19 protein-coding genes and 1 riboswitch are annotated in these 22365 nt (G+C 38.2%); of the genes, 17 read left to right on the top strand and 2 right to left on the bottom strand.

The window, feature by feature from the left end:
• The 4 genes from ACMKPP_RS04035 to ileS all read left to right on the top strand — a co-directional run bounded on the left by ACMKPP_RS04035 (position 1) and on the right by ileS (position 5299).
• A complete protein-coding gene (locus ACMKPP_RS04035) occupies positions 1-570 on the top strand; it encodes a DUF805 domain-containing protein (RefSeq protein ID WP_279008113.1) in 570 nt (189 codons plus the stop codon).
• 218 nt (positions 571-788) lie between these two features.
• Positions 789-1424 carry a DUF805 domain-containing protein gene (locus ACMKPP_RS04030; RefSeq protein ID WP_279008115.1) on the top strand — a complete coding sequence of 212 codons (636 nt, stop codon included), beginning with the start codon at positions 789-791 and terminating at the stop codon, positions 1422-1424.
• A 139-nt stretch (positions 1425-1563) separates the two neighbouring features.
• On the top strand, positions 1564-2088 hold the full coding sequence (locus ACMKPP_RS04025) for a DUF805 domain-containing protein (RefSeq protein WP_024061335.1): 525 nt from the start codon (positions 1564-1566) through the stop codon (positions 2086-2088).
• A gap of 376 nt (positions 2089-2464) precedes the next feature.
• Entirely contained in the window at positions 2465-5299 is a 2835-nt protein-coding gene (gene ileS, locus ACMKPP_RS04020) for an isoleucine--tRNA ligase (protein ID WP_418369308.1), read from the top strand.
• Between the two features lie 172 nt (positions 5300-5471).
• On the opposite strand, the gene ACMKPP_RS04015 is transcribed toward ileS, so the two are convergent.
• A complete protein-coding gene (locus ACMKPP_RS04015) occupies positions 5472-7844 on the bottom strand; it encodes a tetratricopeptide repeat protein (RefSeq protein ID WP_418369307.1) in 2373 nt (790 codons plus the stop codon).
• Between the two features lie 310 nt (positions 7845-8154).
• On the bottom strand, positions 8155-8937 hold the full coding sequence (locus ACMKPP_RS04010; protein WP_329880952.1) for a basic amino acid ABC transporter substrate-binding protein: 783 nt from the start codon (positions 8935-8937) through the stop codon (positions 8155-8157).
• A 268-nt stretch (positions 8938-9205) separates the two neighbouring features.
• Between ACMKPP_RS04010 and ACMKPP_RS04005 the strand changes: the two genes are divergently transcribed.
• The 13 genes from ACMKPP_RS04005 (at position 9206) to ACMKPP_RS03945 (ending at position 22267) form a co-directional block, all read left to right on the top strand.
• Positions 9206-10393, top strand: a complete 1188-nt coding sequence (locus ACMKPP_RS04005; protein ID WP_418369306.1) for an amidohydrolase — start codon at positions 9206-9208, stop codon at positions 10391-10393.
• Between the two features lie 78 nt (positions 10394-10471).
• Positions 10472-11647 carry an HAD hydrolase family protein gene (locus tag ACMKPP_RS04000; RefSeq protein ID WP_418369305.1) on the top strand — a complete coding sequence of 392 codons (1176 nt, stop codon included), beginning with the start codon at positions 10472-10474 and terminating at the stop codon, positions 11645-11647.
• Between the two features lie 55 nt (positions 11648-11702).
• A complete protein-coding gene (locus ACMKPP_RS03995) occupies positions 11703-11900 on the top strand; it encodes a DUF362 domain-containing protein (RefSeq protein WP_004697904.1) in 198 nt (65 codons plus the stop codon).
• 261 nt (positions 11901-12161) lie between these two features.
• Positions 12162-13697, top strand: coding sequence for a glutamine-hydrolyzing GMP synthase (gene guaA / locus ACMKPP_RS03990; protein WP_418369304.1), 1536 nt, complete (start codon positions 12162-12164; stop codon positions 13695-13697).
• Between the two features lie 168 nt (positions 13698-13865).
• Complete coding sequence (locus tag ACMKPP_RS03985; protein WP_123138372.1) at positions 13866-15776, top strand: AAA family ATPase; 1911 nt, start codon at positions 13866-13868, stop codon at positions 15774-15776.
• A 279-nt stretch (positions 15777-16055) separates the two neighbouring features.
• Positions 16056-16466, top strand: coding sequence for a hypothetical protein (locus ACMKPP_RS03980; RefSeq protein WP_123138373.1), 411 nt, complete (start codon positions 16056-16058; stop codon positions 16464-16466).
• Between the two features lie 8 nt (positions 16467-16474).
• Positions 16475-16798: a hypothetical protein gene (locus ACMKPP_RS03975; protein ID WP_123138374.1), complete on the top strand. Its 324-nt coding sequence runs from the start codon at positions 16475-16477 to the stop codon at positions 16796-16798.
• Between the two features lie 2 nt (positions 16799-16800).
• Positions 16801-17103 (top strand): hypothetical protein, encoded by a 303-nt coding sequence (locus tag ACMKPP_RS03970; protein WP_123138375.1) that lies wholly within the window; start codon positions 16801-16803, stop codon positions 17101-17103.
• Between the two features lie 198 nt (positions 17104-17301).
• The gene (gene dgt / locus ACMKPP_RS03965) at positions 17302-18732 is read left to right on the top strand and encodes a dGTPase (protein WP_418369303.1); all 1431 of its coding nucleotides are present in this window, start codon (positions 17302-17304) and stop codon (positions 18730-18732) included.
• A gap of 92 nt (positions 18733-18824) precedes the next feature.
• Positions 18825-19289: a GNAT family N-acetyltransferase gene (locus ACMKPP_RS03960; RefSeq protein WP_207798797.1), complete on the top strand. Its 465-nt coding sequence runs from the start codon at positions 18825-18827 to the stop codon at positions 19287-19289.
• A 105-nt stretch (positions 19290-19394) separates the two neighbouring features.
• Positions 19395-19814, top strand: coding sequence for a GNAT family N-acetyltransferase (locus ACMKPP_RS03955; protein ID WP_123138377.1), 420 nt, complete (start codon positions 19395-19397; stop codon positions 19812-19814).
• Between the two features lie 193 nt (positions 19815-20007).
• Positions 20008-20490: a GNAT family N-acetyltransferase gene (locus tag ACMKPP_RS03950; RefSeq protein ID WP_123138378.1), complete on the top strand. Its 483-nt coding sequence runs from the start codon at positions 20008-20010 to the stop codon at positions 20488-20490.
• Between the two features lie 213 nt (positions 20491-20703).
• A riboswitch (cobalamin riboswitch) is annotated at positions 20704-20892 on the top strand.
• A 202-nt stretch (positions 20893-21094) separates the two neighbouring features.
• Positions 21095-22267: an ABC transporter substrate-binding protein gene (locus ACMKPP_RS03945; protein WP_123138379.1), complete on the top strand. Its 1173-nt coding sequence runs from the start codon at positions 21095-21097 to the stop codon at positions 22265-22267.
• Positions 22268-22365: the final 98 nt, after the last annotated feature.

The raw sequence follows: 22365 nt of genomic DNA, 5'->3' as shown, positions 1-22365 counted from the left end.
ATGTCAACCATAAATATATATGATTTGAACTATACTGATGCCTTCAAATTAGGTATTAGGAATTATGCTAATTTTAATGGTCGTGTTAGCCGTAGTGAATATTGGCGATTCGTGGCAGGCGTTACATTGATACAAGGATTACTTGGCATTTTAGCTTTACTTTGTAGTACCTTGGGCTTCCCTAATTATGAAGCGCTTATCGATAATATTGCTGTAGGGGTATCCCTTTTCTTTATAGTTCCCAATATAGCTATCACAGCGCGGCGTATGCATGATATTGGCCGGAGTGGTTGGACGCAGCTAATCTCATTTATTCCTGTTATAGGATTCTTTATATTTCTCATTTACGAATTGCGTCGTGGCGATCAAAGAGAGAATTCATATGGTGAAAGAACCGGATATACACCTATTACTCCTGAGGTTAGCAAAGCTACTGGTCTAGAAGAAACTCCATCCCGTCGCCAAGATTGGGCGATGGGGATTGCTATCTTTATTATCCAATCTATTATTATTGCTGATATCATTAGAGAGATATTATGGTATGGTATTAATGGAAATGGATATATGTAATAAAGATCTGCATTTATTAACAATCTCATTATTTTATTTTATAAAAGTTTAACATCTCCTTTATAGACAATATAACACTTTGTAGTAAAATGAATTTCAGATGAATTCAAAAATATAGATATTAATAAATAAAAAATATCTAAGTTCTTATATGTGTTAAGTACCGCAGGACTTCGTAATCTTTGCTGATTCCTGTTTGTAACTAGAAGGAGTTTATTATGAAATCTTGTCCCTATTGTGGACATGAAGTGTTAAAAACAGAGTGTTACTGTCCAGAATGTGGGCATGTTAGTAGGCCACAAATCTCGTTAGATAAATATAATCTAGGCTTGATTGAAAACTTTAAACAATGTTTGGTTTATAAATATGCTGATTTTGATGGTCGTGCAAGTCGTAGTGAATATTGGCATTTCTTGTTAGTCTATCAATTGTTGTTTGTGGCCATTCTATTTACTTGTGCTTTTTTGAGCTATATTAGCCCACTATCTAGCGTAGTAGGCGTAGGTTTTGGCTTGGTCATTCTTGTTCTTTTGTCCGTGATTATGGTTATTCCTGGTGTGGCCGTTTCAGTACGACGTCTACACGATCAAGGCCGCTCAGGGGGCCTCGTATTTATTGGATTCATCCCTGTGATAGGGACTATTATCCTGTTGATCCTTATGGCTCTGCCTGGTGAAAGCCAACCAAATCGCTTTGGTTCCCCTACAGGTCAAGTAGTTGTAACAAAACAAATGGCCCGTGAATTAGGTCTTATTGATACTACGCCATCTATGGGACTAACTGCAGGACTATTCTGCGCTATCTTTGTGCTCTGGTTCTTGGTGGACAAACTACTTATGACTAGTGCGATGTAGTTTATGATGTATCCTATAATGAAATATAAAGCATAAGTTATTCCCAAAACATATAGACATTCATTTTCAAAATCGTCAACAGTAATGATATAATATTTTCAAGAAGAATTTATTTGTTATTTCTAGAGGAGAGAAGATTATGACTGATTTGTCTATCAAAAATCTTTCGTATGTAGATAATTTTAAACATACGATTATGGGTAATTATGCTAATTTTAAAGGTCGTGCAAGCCGCAGTGAATATTGGCGTTTCTATGGTATCACAATTGTTATTGCTGGTATCTTCAATGTATTGAGTGCTCTTGTAATGGATACTGCGCTAGCAAGTGTTGTAGGTCTTATTTCTATAGTATATAATCTTGCAATTCTATTGCCTTCCATTGGTCTTGCTGCTCGTCGTTTACATGACATTGGTAAAAGTGGTTGGATGCTTTTGATTAGCTTGATTCCATTTGGTATTATCTATGTTATTTATCTACTCGCTCAAAAGGGTGATGAAGGTGATAACCAATACGGATCTCCAATGAGCTATGAAGTAATTACTGCTGAAGAAGCTGCTCGCACTGGTCTTAAAGAAACTCCAACTGACGACATGGATCGTAAATTCATGTACGTGTGCATTGCAATTATTATTCTTGAATTAATTCTCATGAGTGCTATCTAATAATTGTATATACAATAAAGCCTACGTAAGTAGGCTTTTTCTTTTGCTTAATAGGGGATGTAGGTTCTGTTAAATTTAGAAATGAAATATTTGACAATTTCCCCGTTTGAGTCCTATAATTATCTATTATATGAATATTGCGTTGAAAAAGACGGCATATCTCAGACGGATTTAGTAGAGACCAAACTCATGGGCTGAAAGGTTTGGAAATCTAGAGATTTGCGGATCACTTTGGAGCAAGCAGGAACCCTGCCGGTGAACACCGTTATATGTTTAAGTGGCTTTCACTAGTAACGAGAGTCAGTAGGGTGGTACCACGGATATGACGTCCGTCCCTTCGGGGGCGGGCGATTTTTTTATGTAAAAGGAGCACAGCATGGATTACGGTAAGACGTTACATTTGCCTGAAACAGAATTCCCTATGCGCGGCAATTTGCCTAAGCGCGAACCAGAAATCTTAAAATTCTGGGAAGACAACAAAATTTATCAAAAACGTTTGGAATTGCGTAAAGACGCAAAACCTTTCATTTTGCATGATGGCCCTCCATATGCAAACGGTAAATTGCACATCGGTCATGCCCTCAACAAAACGTTGAAGGACATCATCATGAAATACAAGACTATGACTGGTCATTATACTCGCTACATTCCTGGTTGGGATACACATGGTTTACCAATCGAGCATGCGGTTATTAAAAACACTGGTCTTAACCGTCATGAAATGGCTCCATTGGACTTGCGCAATAAATGTAAGGAATATGCATTGGAGTGCGTAGAAACACAAAAACAAGACTTCATTCGTTTTGGTGTATTAGGCGAATGGGACCGTCCGTACTTGACATTGCGTCCTGAGTTCGAAGTTAAACAACTTGGCATCTTCGGCGAAATGGCAAAACGCGGCCATATCTATAAAGGTCTTAAAACTGTATACTGGTGTACGCACTGTGAAACTGCATTGGCAGAAGCAGAAATCGAATATGCTGAGAAAAAATCCTTCTCCATCTACGTAAAATTCCCTTACGTATCCGAGAAAAAGGTTACATTGCCAGCTGGCGTAGATCCAAAACAAGCATACTCTGTTATTTGGACAACTACTCCTTGGACAATGCCTGCCAACGTAGCTATTTCCGTTAATCCTGAGCTTGAATATGGCTGGGTGAAAGCTGGCGACGAATACTACTTGATGGCTACTGAACTTGTTGACGCGGCGATGAAAGATATTGGTATCGAAGACTACGAAATCGTAAACCGCTTCTCTGGGGCAGATTTAGAATTAGCTGAATTTAAACATCCATTCGTAGAACGTACATCCACTGTATTGTGTGGCGACCATGTAACACTTGAAGCAGGTACTGGTTGCGTACATACAGCGCCTGCACACGGCGAAGACGACTTTAACATCGTTATGCGTTATAACAAGGAAGGTAAAACTAATCTTCCTATCATTTCTCTTGTTAACGAAACTGGTAACTACACTAAACAAGTAGACGACAACCGTTATGGCGATACTGAATTCCCATTGGCTGGCGTAGAAATCCACGATGCAGAAGTGCCTGTAATCAAAATCTTGGCACATAACAATGCATTACTTCACAAATCTAGTTTGCGTCACCAATACGCTCACTGCTGGCGTTGTAAAAATCCTGTCATCTATCGCGCTACAGAACAATGGTTCTCCTCTGTAGATGGGTACCGTCAACAAGCGCTTGATGCAATCGACAACCAAGTGCAATGGATTCCTAAATGGGGCCATGACCGCATCTTCAACATGGTGCGCGACCGTGGTGACTGGGTAATTTCCCGTCAACGTATTTGGGGCGTGCCAATTCCTATTTACTATTGTGAAAGCTGCGGCGAGCACATCATCAACGATGATACTATCAAAGCATTGCAAGAAAAAGTAGCCGTAGAAGGCTCCGATGCTTGGTGGGCTCACAGCGCTAAGGAGTTGTTACCAGAAGGTTTCAAATGTCCTCATTGCGGTCATGATGAGTTCAAAAAAGAAACAGACATCATGGACGTATGGTTCGACTCTGGTTCCTCTTGGGCTGGCGTGCTCGAAGTAAACGATCTTGATGTACCATGCGCTATGTACCTTGAAGGTTCTGACCAACATCGCGGCTGGTTCAACTCTTCCTTGTTGACTGCAGTAGCCACAACAGGTAAAGCACCATACAACTCCGTATTGACTCACGGCTTCGTTGTGGACGGCGAAGGTCGCAAAATGTCTAAATCTGTAGGTAATACAGTGGCTCCAAGCGACATCATCGATGTATACGGTGCCGATGTAATGCGTTTGTGGGTATCTTCTGCGGATTACCAAGCAGACGTACGTTTGTCCAAAGACATCGTAAAACAATTATCCGAAGTATACCGTAAGATCCGCAATACATTCCGCTTCTTACTCGGCAACTTGGATGACTTCAATCCAAATACCGATAAAGTGGCTTACGCAGATATGTCCGAATTTGATAAATGGGCATTATTGCGCTTAGAAGAAGTACGTCAAAAGGTTACTGATGCGTACGAAAACTATGAATTCCACATGTTGTACCATGCAATTCATAACTTCTGTACAGTAGACTTGAGTTCCATCTACCTTGATGTAATGAAAGATACAATGTATGCTGAAAGCAAAGATAATGTAGCTCGTCGTTCTGCTCAAACAGCGATGTACGAAATCTTGAAAACATTAGTAGCCATGGTATCTCCAGTACTTTCTTTCACAGCGGAAGAAGTTTGGAAATATATGCCTAAAGAAGAGGGCATGCGCGAATCCGTTATGCTTCAAGATTGGCCACAAGGTCATCCAGAACATTTCAACCAAGAATTGGCTGACAAATGGAATCAATTGTTAGACTTGCGTACATCCGTACAAAAAGCATTGGAACTTGCTCGTCAAGACAAAACAATCGGTCATCCATTGGATGCATCCGTTACAGTATATGCTGAAGGTGCTGCATTCGATGCATTGAACGCCCTTGGTGAAGAAGGCTTGGCTAAACTCGTTATCGTATCCGAAGCTCACATCGTGAACGGTGCTGCACCAGCAGAGGCTGTTAAAGACGAAGAAACTGGCGTTGCTACAGTTGTTGTTGCCTCTGGTCTCGAAAAATGTGAACGCTGCTGGATCCACCGCGATACAGTAGGCCAAGATAGCGCACATCCTACACTTTGCGCACGCTGTGCCGATGTTGTAAAAACATTATAATAAAAGTGCTATAAAGAGTACTATCATAAAAACGCTATAGTAAAAAATCTAGAATCAAAATAATTCTATTATTAAGATTATAGGGATTATCAAAAAAAGGACCATCTTGCTGAATTGCACCTCCAAAAATTGTGTCCAATTTTGGAATGCAGTTCACTGGGGATGGTCTTTTTTATGTTTGTAAATCCTTTGGTACTGTTAACTGTTTCCAATTATCTAGTTCAGGGATTTCCAAGGTATTTATCGTTTTTTGAATCCAATAGTTTAAGGACACTTCGTTTCCCACATATTGTTCAAATAAGTAGGTCTTACCAGGCGTGTCTTGTTGGTTTCCATCGTCATCGATAGTATGATGGGCCGACTCTTTCAGATAGAGCTGCACCCTAAATGGGGCTGACTGATTGCCTTTAAAAATGAAATAGGATGGGCCTACAAAGTCATGGGTACGAATATTAATTTGTTCGTACTTTTTCTCTTTCAACCCTTGCAATGCAGCCTGAATCATAGCGTTTGCATCATCGTATTCCTCTAGCAAAAACGGCTGTTGATCCACATCGAGTACATAGTGCCAGGTTGGCTTTTCTTCGTTCTTTTCGATAGTCCAATTATCTTTGAGGTTAGGCAATTGATGATTATCGTAAAGCTCTTTCAATAGGTTTATGGTATTTTCTTTGTCGTAAATGGACTTGTAGATAATTTCGTGTCCTTCTGATGGATCATAACCATGTAGCCTTATTTGATAGTGATCTCGTAGCATCCGTTTTACATCGATCTTAAAGATATTGCGCAACGTATCTGGAACGGATAGAAAATGATTGTAAAAGCTGAGCTTCATTTCTTCCTGTGACTCTAAGGTGGTTTCAATGGTTTGCCAGTCGTACAAGGTTGTATCCCAGAGGAAGTCGTCCATGGTTACAGATAAGCGGGCCGCATTTTGAGGCCAGGTGGTAGGCGCAGGACGTACCGTAGTAGTTGACTCAGTAATACCTTCCTTGTACTGCCAATGACCATCGACCTCCTCGAAGGCGGCTAAGCGTTCTTCAGCTTCGTCATCGATAGGAATATCTTTTAGCTCCGGATCCAAATTGGCCTTGTGAGACAAGATATATTGATGGGATTGCTCGTAATAGGATACGGCTTGATCTAAATCTGGCTTGCCAGTTACATAGCCTTTTTCGTAGGCATAACCTAAGGCAACACGAGTTAAAGCGCGCGTAATATCGTAGAAGAGGATGCGATTCTCCTCTTCAAAGGCTCGTTGTTCCTCGTCTAAGACACGTAGTAATGATTGCACACCAAAGCGTATATTTTTCGTTACCCCTAAACCGTGGATTCGCATGTAACCGATATAGGGCAAGGCGAATATGAAGCGATCTTTTGTGGCCGCCATATGTGTTAAATCTGCAATGAGTCCCCAGTCGAGAGGCAGGTGGCCTATGTGAAAGATGTAGCCAAAGGCTGCCTGTAAGGCTGTATATCCAGCATCACTAAACTGCTTTGTTGCAGCGCGGCGGTAGAGGCCTATAGCTTTTACTGGATCGTAGGGAATCGTAGAACGTAACTCTTTAGCATCATAGAAATGGTAGTAATAATCCGCTAATTCTGCGATACTTTCAGATTGACCTAAGGCGGCACCTTTAGTGAACCACGTGAAAGCATCCTCAAATTTACCGTTTTCGTGGCAGTCGAGGCCTGCATATAGCATCATAGCAGGGTTACCAAGCTCGGCCGCAGTCCTAGCAACACGGCGCGCATTGGTAAAATCGGCTTCATCGATATAGATGTTGCGTAAGTTCCCTTGGAACATGGCAAGACCGTTATCGAGGGCCTTGTTAAACCACTCTTTCGCAAGATTAGATGCATTTTTTTGCAATGTTTCGTCTGGCACAGTTCCTTGCAAAGCGGCGATGCGATCCTGCACAGAGTTTGCTGTAAGGCTTCTTTGAATGCGTTTAGTCCAACTCATAGGCGGAGGTGTTAGCATCGTTTCAGCGGAGTCGATGCGATTATCATCACGCCAGAAAAAGACATTGCCTATAACATATTGGCAATACGCATCGCCTTGGTTTGCGTAATCATAGACAATGCGAAATGCTTCGTTGAAGGAAATTTGCATATCCTTCTCCACGGTAGGTGTAATGGAGCCTTTGATGCGCAAAGCTTGTAATGTGCCGATAGGGCTACAGCGACGAATGCTATCGTGTAAGCATTGATAGGTGCGCATATTATCCTCTGGGAAGTTAGACTCTTCCCAAGTAAAGCGAGGACCTGCATAGACGCGTGCCAAGAGGGCATAGGCGTCACCTAGCTCTCGAGCCTCTGGATCATTGGCTATCTTGAGAGCATCCTCTTTAGTGTCTATATCACTTTCAAGACGGCTTGTCTTGTCGTTTCGTAAGGCTCTATCTTTTAGTTGACTGGGATTTTGCTGATTATTGACGATGAGCTCCAATTGACGTAAGCCTTCTTGAGCCATGTTTTGATTATAAGATGTAAAAATCATGTGGAAGACCTTTTGCAGGCGTTCCGTAAAGTACTGTGCCATTAGTCCTCCTTTTATACATGTATACAGTAAATACATATTTATTATATAACGAACGCGAGGTACCGTAAAAGAGGCAATACTAGTATATTAGTATGTTCTCCATTGATATCATACTGCTATCAGTCACCTGTTTTCATAATATACTAACCTATTTCTAATTTATATCTATGCATAATACAGAGTCTTCAGCATGTATTGGATTCAAATGATAAAAAATCCCCTCTGAAGAAAATCTGCTGTCACAAATTTTATGTGATGTCTGCAATCTTTCAGAGGGGTTATTATGTATCCTAGTTCTTAGGAATACATATTATTTTTTGTTGTAATCGCCAAACCATTTGTTGTAGATTTTTTGGTAAGTGCCGTCTTCTTTAAGTTCTTTAAGAGCTTTGTTAACAGCTTCTTGTAAAGCTTTGTTACCTTTTTTCACGCCAAGAACTGTACCTTCAGCTTTAGTAGGTTCGCCTACAAGTTTAAGGTCTTGATCAGCACCTTGTTTGAGGTAGTACATAGCAACTGCATTATCGATGATAGCACCGTCGATTGTACCAGCTTTCAATTCCATGAAGATATTAGCATTAGAATCGATTTGTTTTACTGTTGTACCAGGAATTTTTTGAGCCATTTCAACCGGGATTGTACCGATTTGAGCGCCTACAGTTTTACCTGCTAATTCATCCATGTTGTGGATTGTTGTGTTGTCTTTACGAACAACTGTGATGAAACCGCCTTGATCAAAGTACACATCGGAGAAGTCCAATGCTTTTTCACGTTCAGGTGTAGCGTTGATGCCTGCTGCGATCATGTCGATATCGCCAGATTGAACTGCTGGAATTAAAGCATCGAAGCCCATGGATTTGAATTCCATTTTTAGGCCGATTTTTTTAGAAATTGCTTCGGATAAATCAACGTCGAAACCAACGTATTTGTCGCCTTCAGTAAATTCGAATGGTGGGAATGTAGTTTCAGAACCTACACGCAATACGCCTTCTTGTTGTGTCATTTTAGGTTTGTCATTGCCACAACCAGCCAATAAACCCATTGCTGCTACCGCTACGAGGGCGATGGCTGTCAATTTTTTGAACTTAAACATAGTATCCTCCTCAAACATCCATATACATGGTTTATACATTTCTGTTTATATTGTACGGAATTTTACACCAATAGGCAATAACATTGTATAATTAAGAGTACATGAGTTTCATATTTAAAAATGGCTTTCATTTGGACTGATTTTAGATATATCATATCTCTGTTGTTTATGTTAGTTTTCGAACCGTATTAATTTATCTTAATTGGCTTAGGTAAAGCCGTTCATATCCATTTATTTATATAAATTTATTTATATTATTGGAGGCGCTATGTCCCTTACGCAAATATTTTCAGATCTTTGTAAAAGCTTCGCTCCCGATGCTTTTGCGGTGAATTATACATTAGCTAAAAACCCTGAGATTTCCAGTCAAGAGTTCGAGTCCGTCAAAACCATTGGTGCTGTTCTCGAAACACATGGCATGGACGTAACCTATGAATTCTGTAATTTACCGACCGCCTTCAAGGCATCTGTTGTGAAAGTAGATCATCCAAAAGGACGATTGGCGATTCTATGCGAATACGATGCACTACCTGAGGTTGGTCATGCTTGCGGTCATTCTGCGAGCGGATCTATGAGCGTATTGGCTGCATTGACACTGCATAAAATGCAACAAGAGGGTGTAGCCTTCAACATGGATATCGACATTATCGGCACCCCAGACGAAGAAGCGATGGGTTGCAAGGTGGATATGTGCAATGCAGGGGTGTTTAAAGAATACGATTTTGCCATCATGGTTCACCTCGACGGCGAGGAAACGCGTCCTAATTCACAATTCTTGGCACTCGATTGCTTCCGTGCTAAGTATCACGGTAAGCCAGCCCATGCGGCAGGCGAGCCTTGGAATGGCATCAATGCGGTGAATGGTGTGCAACTCGCTATTCACGCTATGGATATGATGCGTCAACAAGTGCGTCCTGAAACGCGCATCGGTACGTGGATCATAGCTGGAGGTACCGCATCCAATGTGATTCCTGCCTTCGGTGAATTAGAGGTTACCGTGCGTCATACGGAGCGTGAGTACTTGAATGGTTTATCTGAGCAGATTAAAAACATCTTTGAAGGGGCGGCCCTTTGTACAGGTACAACTGTGGACGTAGAGTTTTATGGCAATCCGTATGATGATATGAATCAAAATAATCGTGGCACAAAGCTTATCGAAGAGGTAATGGCCGACATAGGCCTCGATTTTGAACCAGGTGCTGCAGCCCTCGGAGGTAGTTCAGATATTGGTAATGTAAGCTATCAATGTGCAGCACTCCATCCTAAATTGCGCCTCGCTGGCGAGCCGAAGGTGTGCCATTCTAAAGAATTTGCTGCTGCCATGTTAGAGCCTACCATTGAACAAACCATCATCGACGGTGCTAATATTATTGGTGGCGCTTTACTACGACTCGTAGAAAACCCAACAACCTTAGAAGAAATCGTAGCTGAATTTACAGGATCTCTAGGGGAATAGTCATAGGATACTATGAGGATACTCATTTGAAATTCAAGATATTGATAAATCTATTTTAGATACCATGAGGGAGGCTATATGTCCTCAAAGGAAACATTAACTATAAAAAATTATATTGGTCTTGTAGGTGATAAACCAATTCGATTTATCGCTTCTGATGTAGATGGTACCTTGGTAAACGATGCGAAAGCGATTCCTGAGGATGCCATTGAGGCGATTCGTGCAGCTCGTGAAAGCGGGATTCGCGTAGCCATTGCTTCTGGCCGTGCTTGGAATGAGATGAATGATGTCATCGAAAAACTGCCTTGTTTGCGCTATTTCATGTGCACCAATGGTGCTTATGTGATGGATAAGGATGAAAATCGCAGTCTATTCCACGTAAGTTTTGATAAGGAACAAGCTCTACACTTGTTACGCAAACTGTTAACCTATGGCGTGTATGTAGAGGCCTATGTGAAAGACCAAATCTTTGGCATGTATCCTTCGTCTAGATGTATTACACCTGAACGCTTAGGAGTATGTGCTAGCGAGCGCTTAGGTGTATGTGCTAGCGAACGCAATGAGGAAGATAAAAAGACTGTACATGGCATATTGGATAATCATCTGCCTAATACTAAAAATCTGATTTCTGGTATAGGGGACATTCGCCTGCCAGGCGCAACGTACGATCACTATGCATTGGCGGAAGGTAACGAAGCAGCAAAGGTAAAGATGTCTGAATGTGAAATAGAGCAATCTAATTTTTTCTTTAGACCTAATATTCGTCCATTTATCTTGGCTACGCGGACCATGGTATGTGATTTGCTAGCTCATATGGAATCCTTAGACGAAGGGCCTGAGAAGATTCAAATCTTCTACGGTGATGAACCGATGCGTCAACGTATCTTGCAAGACTTGCGCGATGAATACCAAGGTCTATCCCACGACGGTACAGGCCGTGAACGCTTCTATGATGTGCTACTCTCTAGTGAAGGTAATTTAGAATTTGTTTTGCCTCACACTACAAAGGGCACAGCCGTAGAAGCCTTAGCGAAACATTGGGGCTTAAGTCCTGACGAGGTAATGACACTAGGTGATAGCGAGAACGACCTATCTATGTTACGCTTTGCGGGAGCTGGTGTGGCCATGGGCAATAGCAAGCCGAACATTAAAGAAGCGGCACGATACGAAACGACAGACAATAACCACCAAGGCGTGGCAAAGGCAATCTATTCGGCTATTGCATATAATAGTGAGCTAAATAAGAAGAAGTAAAAGTAGATAATGTTATGTTAGGTACAGATAAAGAATGCATAGGAGGTGATGTATAATGGGAAATCTAAAGTTTAATATTGACGACACTTGCGTTAAGTGCGGTGCTTGCGCTGAGGATTGTCCTGTTCAATGCATCACCGAAGGTAAGACTCGATTTATCATTGGGAAAGGCTGTATCGGTTGTGGTGACTGCTATTCCATCTGTCCTGTGGGGGCCGTAAAAATGTATAAACGAGAGGCCCCTAAAAAGTGATAGCTAGAAATCTTTCAACATTGTCAGTAAATTGACTTACATACGAAAAGATCCTAAAGAGTGATAGTTAGAAATCCGAACATTAAAGATTTATTTATAATCTACATACGGAATATATGGAGTCGTTATACTTCCTATGGTATAATAAAATATAATGAAAAATTAGCGTTTGGCTCGAAAAAACGCGTCCCCAGTACAGAAATGTATGGGCATAACAAATAGTGAATATACTTTCACAAATAGATGCATATGGAGGAAGGCATGGAAAACAAGGAATTTGTAATTGTTGTTGACTTTGGTGGTCAATATAACCAATTGATCGCGCGCCGTGTTCGTGAAAATCACGTATACTGCGAAGTATATCCATACAACAAAGCGCTGGAAAAAATTAAGGAACTAAAACCGCAAGGTATTATCTTCACAGGTGGTCCTAACAGCGTGTATGAAGAAAACTCTCCCAAAATTGAGAAAGAGATTTTTGAACTTGGTATTCCTATTCTTGGCATGTGCTATGGTATGCAATTTATGGCGCATACATTAGGTGGCGAAGTTAAATCTGCAGATAACCGTGAATTCGGTAAAACACCTACTAAAGTGGACACTACATCTCCATTGTTCAAAGGCTTGGAAGAAGATCAAGTTGTTTGGATGTCCCATGTTGACTATGTAGCAAAAGTTCCAGAAGGCTTTGAAATCGTAGCACATACTAAGGATTGCCCTGTAGCATCTATGCAAAATAAAGAACGTAAACTATATGCTATGCAATACCATGCAGAAGTATTGCATACTGAACATGGTAAAGAAATGCTTCACAACTTCTTGTATGAAGTATGTGGTTTCACAGGCACATGGACAATGGCAAACTATGCGAAATCTGCTATTGAAGACATCCGCAAAACTGTTGGTAATGGTAAAGTATTGTTGGCATTGTCTGGGGGTGTAGATAGCTCCGTTGCGGCAGCACTTATCTCTAAAGCTGTAGGCGACCAATTGACTTGTATCTTTGTTGACCATGGTTTAATGCGCAAAAACGAAGGTGACGAAGTAGAAGCAGCTTTCAAAGATTCCGGCATGCATTTCATCCGCGTCGATGCAGAAAAACGTTTCTTAGATAAATTGGCTGGACTTGAAGATCCAGAAGCGAAACGTAAAGCTATTGGTGAAGAATTCATCCGCGTATTCGAAGACGAAGGACGTAAAATCGGTTCCGTTGACTTCTTAGCGCAAGGTACAATCTACCCTGACGTTATCGAGTCCGGTACTGGCGAAGCGGAAGTTATCAAATCTCACCACAACGTAGGTGGCTTGCCTGCAGTTGTAGACTTCAAAGGCCTTATCGAACCATTGCGCAACCTCTTTAAAGACGAAGTACGTGAACTTGGTTCCGAATTAGGTTTAGCTGATTACCTCGTATGGCGTCAACCATTCCCAGGTCCTGGCCTTGCTATCCGTGTAATGGGCGAAATCACTAAAGACAAACTCGACATCTTGCGTGATGCGGACTATATCTTCCGTGATGAAATTGCAAAAGCTGGCCTTGATCGCAGCATCAACCAATACTTTGCAGTTTTAACATCTACACGTACCGTAGGCGTTATGGGTGACTTCCGTACATACGATTACACATTGGCATTGCGTGGTGTAACAACAACAGACTTCATGACTGCTGACTGGGCACGCATCCCTTACGACGTATTGGACACAATCTCCCGTCGTATCGTAAACGAAGTACAACACATCAACCGCATCGTGTACGATATTACATCTAAACCACCGGCAACAATTGAGTGGGAATAATTTTTTGATATTGTAATTTAGTTTATTGGAGAAGATTATATAAGAGGGTGGGGCCAAGTATATAAGTATAAATAAATACATTAAATTTATTAATAGTATTTGAGTTTGGGGTTAGTTTTATAATTTTTAAATATTGAAAAATTTTTCATGTTTAATCGGGAGAATAAAATGATAAAATTAATAAAAGCAAATATTATAAGATATAAATGTATAGAAACTGAGCAGTCTTTTGATGTTGAGGATGATGTTACTGTTTTAGTGGGAATGAATGAATCAGGAAAAACCTCTATTTTAGAAGCATTAGCTAAAACGCAGTATTTTGAAAATGATGAAAAATTTACTTTTAATATGATTCATGATTTTCCAAGAAAGCAGAAAAAATCGGTTGATAAAACTGGTGAAATACCTGCCGCTGTTAAATTAGAGTATCAGGTAGATGATAATCTTTTACATGAAATTTATGAGGAACTTGGAATTAAACCATTAAATAATAAATTTTCAGTAACATATTACTATGACAATCATAGGATATGGGGGTTATCTTGGATTAATACTCTAGAGTTTATGAAAGGGAAGATTCTTTCATTAGAGTTTGAAAATCAAGACTTATCAAGCAGTCTTCAAAATGTTTCGAATAAATCTCAGTTTAAGAAGGTATTAGAGAATAAAAATGAAATGGGATATAGTGAGGACGATATAAAAAAGCTAGATTCTCTTAAAGTTTTTTTCAAAGATACTAATTCATGGGAAAAATCACCCATTGAGGAGTTTGTTGTTTGTAAATATTTAATACCTAATTTACCCAAGTTTATGTATTATGATGATTATTATTCATTGCCATCAAGAGTATCGTTAACAAAGTTAGAAGAGGATTTTACTGATTCTGCAAAAAAAACTGCTAAAGCTCTTTTAGAGTTAGCTGATATAGATATAGAGACATTAACAAAATCTGATAATTTTGAGGAATTTATTGCTGAATTAGAGGCTACAGAAGCGATTATTTCTGCTGAATTATTTAAGTATTGGAAAACTAATAAGAATTTAAAAATACTATTTAAAATAGATAAAAAAGAAGAAATTGATGGTTATAATAATACGAGAATTGTTGATCGAATATTAGAGATTAGAGTTCAAAATCAAAGAACCGGTGTTTCATTACCTTTAGAAAATAGAAGTAAAGGTTTTAATTGGTTCTTTTCTTTCTTAGTATGGTTTATGAAAATTCAAGAAAAGAGAGATACGACATATATATTATTGCTTGATGAACCCGGATTAAATTTGCATGCTAAGGCTCAGAATGATTTGTTAAAATTCATATTTGATTTATCAAATGATTATCAGATTATTTATACTACACATTCACCATTTATGATTGAAACTGATAAGTTAAATAAGGTTAGAACTGTGTTCGAGAAAAAAGATGGAACTACAATATTAGATTCTGTTCAAGAGAAGGATCCGAACACACTATTTCCATTACAAGCCGCTTTAGGATATGATTTAGCACAGAACTTATTTGTATCAAAGAAGAATTTACTTGTAGAGGGAATTTCAGATTTAACATACTTATCAATAATTTCAACAATATTAGAAGAGAATGGACGTGAAGGGTTAAACTCTGAAGTTATGATTGTTCCGGTAGGGGGGGCTGATAAAGTGGCAACTTTTATTTCCTTGCTACGAGGAAATAAATTGGAGTTGGTATGCTTATTAGATACTTTTACTGATCAATCCGCTCAAAGTCGATTAAATAATATGGTGGCGAAACAAATTATTAAAGAGAATAAGATTTTATTTTACCATGATGTTATACAGTCAGATCATGCAGATATTGAAGATTTATTTTTAAAATCTGATTATGTTAATTTATACAATAAAACATTTGATGTGGAGATTGATAGTACAACTTTAACTGACGGTTCAATCTTAGAACAATTAAGGGCTTTAAACAATGGCGAAAGTTTTAATCATTATAGACCTGCAAATTATCTAGCTAAAAATATACAAAGTATTTCATTTTCAAATGAATCTTTGGATAATTTTGAAAAGCTATTTAAGTTGATAAATAAACTATTTTAGTCTAGATATATTTTTTTCTAAAAATTCATCTTTAATTTTATAATAAGTCAAAGTTGATAGGCTTTGATAAAATGAAGCACATGAGTTTGAACGCGTAAAAGCGTTTTATCATGTGCTTTTTATTTGCCTTTTAATATTTAATCATTAATCAAAAAATAATCATTTAGCATTATGGTACACATGATACAATAATAAATGAAAAGTATTACTAATTAATAGGATAGGCTTAAATTAATTGAGTTTTAGATTAAAGCATTGTTAATTTTGTAAAGAGGACCTATGAAAACGACAAAATCTTTTGGCAACCATTCCAAGTATTCTCTCCATGATGCGCGGGTACAGAAAATAGAATATGCAGATGATAATTTGATCCTTACTTTTGATTATATTTTTTCTTATGAAAACGGTATTGAGCAAACTCATAAGGCTCAGGTTGTGTTTGAGACGTGTGATATAGATTTTTTTGAAATTCTCGTATTTAATAACACAATACTAGATACTTTCACAGGTAAAAGAATTGAGTTATCTCAGTATCAGCAGGATTATAGTGAAAGTGAATTTGAGGTCATTACGGAGAGCTATAATTGGGGACACGCTGTATTCCAGGGTTGGTTATGGACCGAAGGGAATCCCGTACACTGTATAATGAACATATACTTTAAAGGCGATATGGTATATGTAGTTGAATGAGGTGCAGAATGAGTAATTTAGATTTTACTATTGGCTGCACAGTTATTTTCTTCAGCAAGAAGAGGAGTACTCCACCGAATTTAAATAATGGAATGTACTATCCTCATTTTGTTATAAAAGGTACTGAGGAATATCTTGGTATTAACTTTATTGATGGTGAAGATGTCATCTTTGATAAACAAATAGGAGCTAATGCGCTGCCAGTTTATGAAACTGTAGATTATTCGGCTCTACAAGCAGGTACTGAGTTCCTTATTATGGAAGGCGGAAATATTGTTGGTGAAGGGATTGTAAAAGAAATCTTTCAGCATAAACCGTATGGGAGTAAATAACTATGGGCTATAAAAATGTATGTGTAAACTGCCGGATCTCCTTGTCGGAGGGCACAAACTACGAGTTGTTTAACAAAAACAAAACCTGTCCCACATGTAAAGGAAAAATGTACTTTGTGAACGAGAAGTTCAAGGCTCCTAAAAAATCTAATGACAAAGAGTGGAAGATTATAGAGTATTTGCTATTGAGTGGCTATGATTTCCGTAATCCTTATTGTGGACATGAGCAATGTATTTATTTTGAGTTCCCTAAGAATCTACAAGAGGCTGAGGCGTTTATTCGTGAGATGCGAAAGTTAAAGTGAGTGTAGATAAAGCACTTTTAAATTTTATGTAGTATTAGATTTAATATTATATAAGTATAAATATAATTAGTTTTGAAGTATAAAATGTATTGAATGGTTGGTTATTTGCAAAAATAGGGGAAATATATAACTGTAACTATATTTTAGATTTGTAGTTTTATTATATTACTTAAAATGTATCGGTGGAGGAGTGGTAAAATGAGAGATTATGATCGATTTATTATTACTAGAAGAATGAGGGAGTCATCTGTTAAAAGGTCAAGAAAGATTGATCAATTTTATAGTGATAGATCTAGAATTATTTACTCATCATCTTTTAGACGGTTGCAACAAAAAGCACAAGTTTTTTCGCTTGAGCCCAACTCTAGTGTAAGAACTAGGTTAACCCATTCTCTTGAAGTTGCAGATTTAGGTAGAACGTTAGCCAATCAAATAGGATTTGCTCTGAAAAATGATAAACTTTTGACTGAAAATAATATATTAGCATTGGTTTCAATTGTAGAGAATGCATGTTTATTACATGATATAGGAAATCCTCCATTTGGCCACTTTGGTGAAACTGCTATTAGAGAGTGGGCGAACGATAGTATTCGAAATTCTCTTCCTGAAACACTTAAATTAGAACTTGATAATGCTGCATCATTGCTTAACTTATTAATTAATGACTTTAAAGAATTTGATGGTAATCCTCAAGGTTTTAGAATTGTTACAAAGTTACATCCTGACTATGATGAATATAGTTTAAACCTAACTTTTTCTACTCTTTTATGTATAATAAAGTATCCGAGAACAACAGGTGAAAAAGATAAAGCACTACGCTTTAAAAAAGCAGGCTATTTTCAAACAGAACAGGATTTAGTTAATTCTATTTATGAATCAGTTGAAATAGAGAATAATAATAGATATCCTTTTGTATATATAATGGAAGCGGCAGATGATATTGCGTATTGCATGAGTGATATAGCTGATGGTATTGAAAAAGGGATAATTACAGAAAAAGCATTTATAGATGCTTTTCATGAAGAGTGGAATAAAAAATATGAAGGTATAAAGCTTCCTGTTAAGTTACCTAAAGATGATGAGTTAAAGGGCTTTAAACGAGATATATCAATCCCTTGGTCCTTAAAAGCGATGAAGGAAGCTGTTGATTGCTTTAAGGCTTTTAAGAAGGAGATTTATGAAGGCACTGCAGATAGTTTAATATCAAAAAGTAATGATATGGGAAAAGTTTTAGATACTATAAAAAGTGTATCAAGAAGTATTTTATATACTTCATTTAAAGCTGAAAGTATTGAAATTACTGGATATGCAGTTATAACAGGTATTTTAAATAAATATAGATGTATTTTAAAAATGGAATATGAAGATTTTTATAAATTAATTACTAATGAGGGGGAAATAAAAGGATTTGATTTTGAAAAGAGATTATTACATCGTATTGGAAAACGTTATAAAGAGGCCTATAACTTTGATGTAGAAAAGATTAAAGTAAATGATAATGTAAATGAGTTTTTGATAAAAGTGTGGTGGCTTAGAGCTCACTTGATTATTGACCATATTAGTGGTATGACCGATGAGTTTGCGTTAGAAACCTATCAAATGTTAGAAGGTATTCAATTAATGAGATAACTAATCGAAAGGGCTCAAACCTAACGATAACTATTAATAAATAGATAATGAATTATAATAGTTTGATATATGGAATAGGTAAATAAGATTAAATGATTAAAATTGTTGATGGAAAACCTTATTTAGATCAAGTAAAAGAGCTAATTACAGAGTATACGCAATGGCTTGGTCGAGATTTATCCTTTCAGGATTTAGATAAGGAATTAGCCGATATTTCTGAAAAATATACAGCGCCAAATGGTGAATTATTGGTTGCTATTGATGATAATGATGTGGTGCTCGGCATGGTAGCGTATTATCAGCATAGTGATACACGCTGTGAAATGAAACGCCTCTACGTACGTCCTGCAGGGCGTGGACATGCGTTAGGTGATCGTCTTATTGAAAGCATCATGGACCGCGCTAAGGCCTCTGGATATAAAGAAATGGTGCTAGATACAATTGAACCGTTGCAGGCAGCGATCCATTTGTATAAGAAGCATGGCTTTGTTGAATGCGAGCCGTATTATCATAACCCTATGGACGATGTTATCTATATGAGCAAGGAACTTGATTGATAGAGACTATTTAGTTTAATAGAGCTTATTTGTCTTATAGTCTATTTAAATGGTAGATACCAGTTTATTGATAGCGCTATCTTGGGATTCATTGGAGGAGCTTTTATGGGGATTACATATACAGACGAAAGAAAATTTACACCCCAACAGGTAGCAGAGTTATTTCTATCTGTTCGCTGGGTGGTAGGCAAGTATCCTGATAGATTGCACAAGGCACTAATGAATTCATCGCGCGTGATTTCTGCTTGGGATGGAGATCGTTTAATAGGTCTTATTCGTGTCATGGATGATAGCGAGCTGGTATGCTTCATAAACTATGTGCTAGTTCATCCTGATTATCGGGGACAAGGTATTGCAGGGCACTTGCTTGAAATGGTGAAAGACGCTTACAAATCGTATTTGTACATCAATGTTATGATTGGTGAAAGTCAGAATGCTCCATTTTATGAAAAGCACGGATTTAAGATTAAAGAGGACTCATTACCAATGCAGTATCGAAATGTGCCGAAATATACGAAAAAGTGAATTTAGTAAATATAAGATTTAGCAGAAAAAGGCTACACGTTACATCTCTACGTGTAGCCTTTATAGCGTAAAGCGTTTATACTAAAAATGATTTATTTTAGTTGACTTATTTTAAAATGTGCTTTATACAAATATATAAATACATAAGTATATAAGCAAATAAGTACATAAGTACATAAAGAAGGATATTAATATGTTAATACGAAAAGCGACAACCGCTGATTTAGATTTAGTGACACATATAGAAGCCACTTGTTTTCCGCCTGCCGAGGCTGCACCTCGTGAGGCTTTTAAGGAACGATTAGACCATTATGTAGGTCATTTTTTAATTGCCTTTGACAGCGATACACCTATTGGTTTTATCGATGGTTTTGTAACGGATGATGAAATCTTAACGGATGAGATGTTTGCTGATGCTTCTTTGCATAACCCTAACGGCGCATGGCAGATGATATTTGGCTTAAATACAATGCCAGAGTATCGGAATCGCGGTGTAGGTGGTAAGTTAATTGAGGCGTTTATCGACCTTGCGAGAGAAGAAAAACGTAAGGGTGTGATTCTAACCTGTAAGGAAGAAAAGATTCCTTATTATGCCAAGTTTGGCTTTGTAAATGACGGTGAGTCTGAGTCGAATCACGGCGGTGCTAAATGGTATCAGATGCGCGTTGAGTTTTAGCACCTTTGTTATGGCAATGTAGTTATTAATAGATAAAAATAAATTATAGAATTTGACGGATATTTTTACAGATTGTCCTAATGAGAAGCTAAAACACCGCTTAGTGGTTGAGTTTTAGCTTCTTTTTTGCTAAAAAGTGTAGATTATATAAGGATAGAAGTACCCCTATACGTTTATTGACACTGTATATCCCTCATGCTACGATGAGGAAAATCACATATGATTGGGTTAGGTGTCTATTGACTTAATAGAGAATTTGGTACAAGCCAAAGCGGTCACGCCACTGTAACAGCGAGGTACTTTGCATAGAGGGTAAAATGCTCTCGGTCACTGAAGTTTTTGGGAAGGCGCAAAGTAACGTTGAACTGGAGCCAGGAGAACTGCCTAATTAACAATTGCCAATTGACCTGCGAGAGACAGGGATGGGGATTGATATAGATGAATTTATACTAGCTATGCATAGTTGAAAGCTCATACTATATGCTAGCTTATTAGGCGTGGTAGTTAGTCTAACTGAGATGACAGCCCGTTTCCTCTTCGTGGGGAAACGGGCTTTTTATGTGCACTTATAGTGATAGTTTTAGTTGAGAGAAGAGAGGTACTTATGTTCAAACAAAAGAAGTTTATGGCGTATTTAGCCACGGTTTTCCTCCTAATTGTTAGTATGCTCATCGCTGCATGTGCAGGTTCTAGCGAAACAAAAAAAGATACGGCGCAAAATAACAAGCCAATCGAAATCACAGACGTAACAGGTCGTACGGTAACGCTTAAAAAGCCAGCAGAGAGAGTTGTCTTACAATGGAGTGGTGCTGGTGGTCCATTCTTTACGATTTCTGCCCTTATGGGTAAAGATACTCCAAAGGTTATTGCCGGTATGGATACATCTTTGCAGGATTACAGGGCGGATATGTGGAAGCACTTTACTGCTGAAATGCCTGAGCTAGCTAAGATTCCAGTAGTGGGTACAGTCGGTGATAAAACATTTAATGCTGAGCAAGTTGTGGCATTAAATCCAGATGTTATTTTTATTCCTGTAGATTTGAAAGATCAGTACGAGTCTGATGCAAAGCCAAAAATGGATGCTGCTGGTATCCAAACTATTTATATAGATTACCATGCTGAAAAACTTGAAAGTCATCAAAAATCCATTGAAGCCATCGGTAAGGCTTTAGGTAAAGAGGAACGTGCCGCAGAAATCAGCAAGTTCTATACGGATCGCGTGACAAGAGTTCTCGATCGTGTTAGTAAAATTAACAAACCAAAACCAACAGTTTATCTTGAAGTTGGGATGAATGGTCCGGAAGAATTTGGTAATTCCTTTAGTAGTAATTACTCTTGGGGGGCATTAGCTACTATGGCTGGTGCTGATGTAATCACAAAAGATGCTATTAAAAAGTCATCTCCAATTAATCCTGAGTTTGTATTGGAAAAGAATCCAGACATCATTATGATTATGGGTTCTTACTGGCCTAAGAAACCAACTTCTATGCGTTTAGGTTTTGAAGCTACTGAAGATTCGTCTCAGGCGTTGTTGAAAGCTTTCACCACAGAACGTCAAGGTTGGAGCGAATTAAAAGCCGTAGAGAATAAACAAGTTTATTCCGCCCATCATGGTCTTCCACGCGAAGTATTTGATGCGGCCGTATTCGAATATTTAGCAAAAACATTTTATCCTGAAGAGTTTAAGGATGTTGATCCAGAAGCTACACTTAAAGAGTTCTATGACAAATTCTTGCCATTCTCTTATAGTGGCATCTGGTTTATGCATATGAATTAGGGTTGTGTTGTGTGTGAAGGAGCTGATGATGTAAAACCCCAAATAAATGCTGTTATATATTGTGTTTATTAGAACTTATTAAGTTTGGAATCGAGGTA

The organism is Veillonella parvula (assembly GCF_048309325.1).
In the GTDB taxonomy this organism is placed as follows: Bacteria; Bacillota; Negativicutes; order Veillonellales; family Veillonellaceae; genus Veillonella; species Veillonella parvula_T.
Note: the sequence above shows the minus strand (reverse complement) of the source record. Positions and strands in the feature narration are given on the sequence as shown.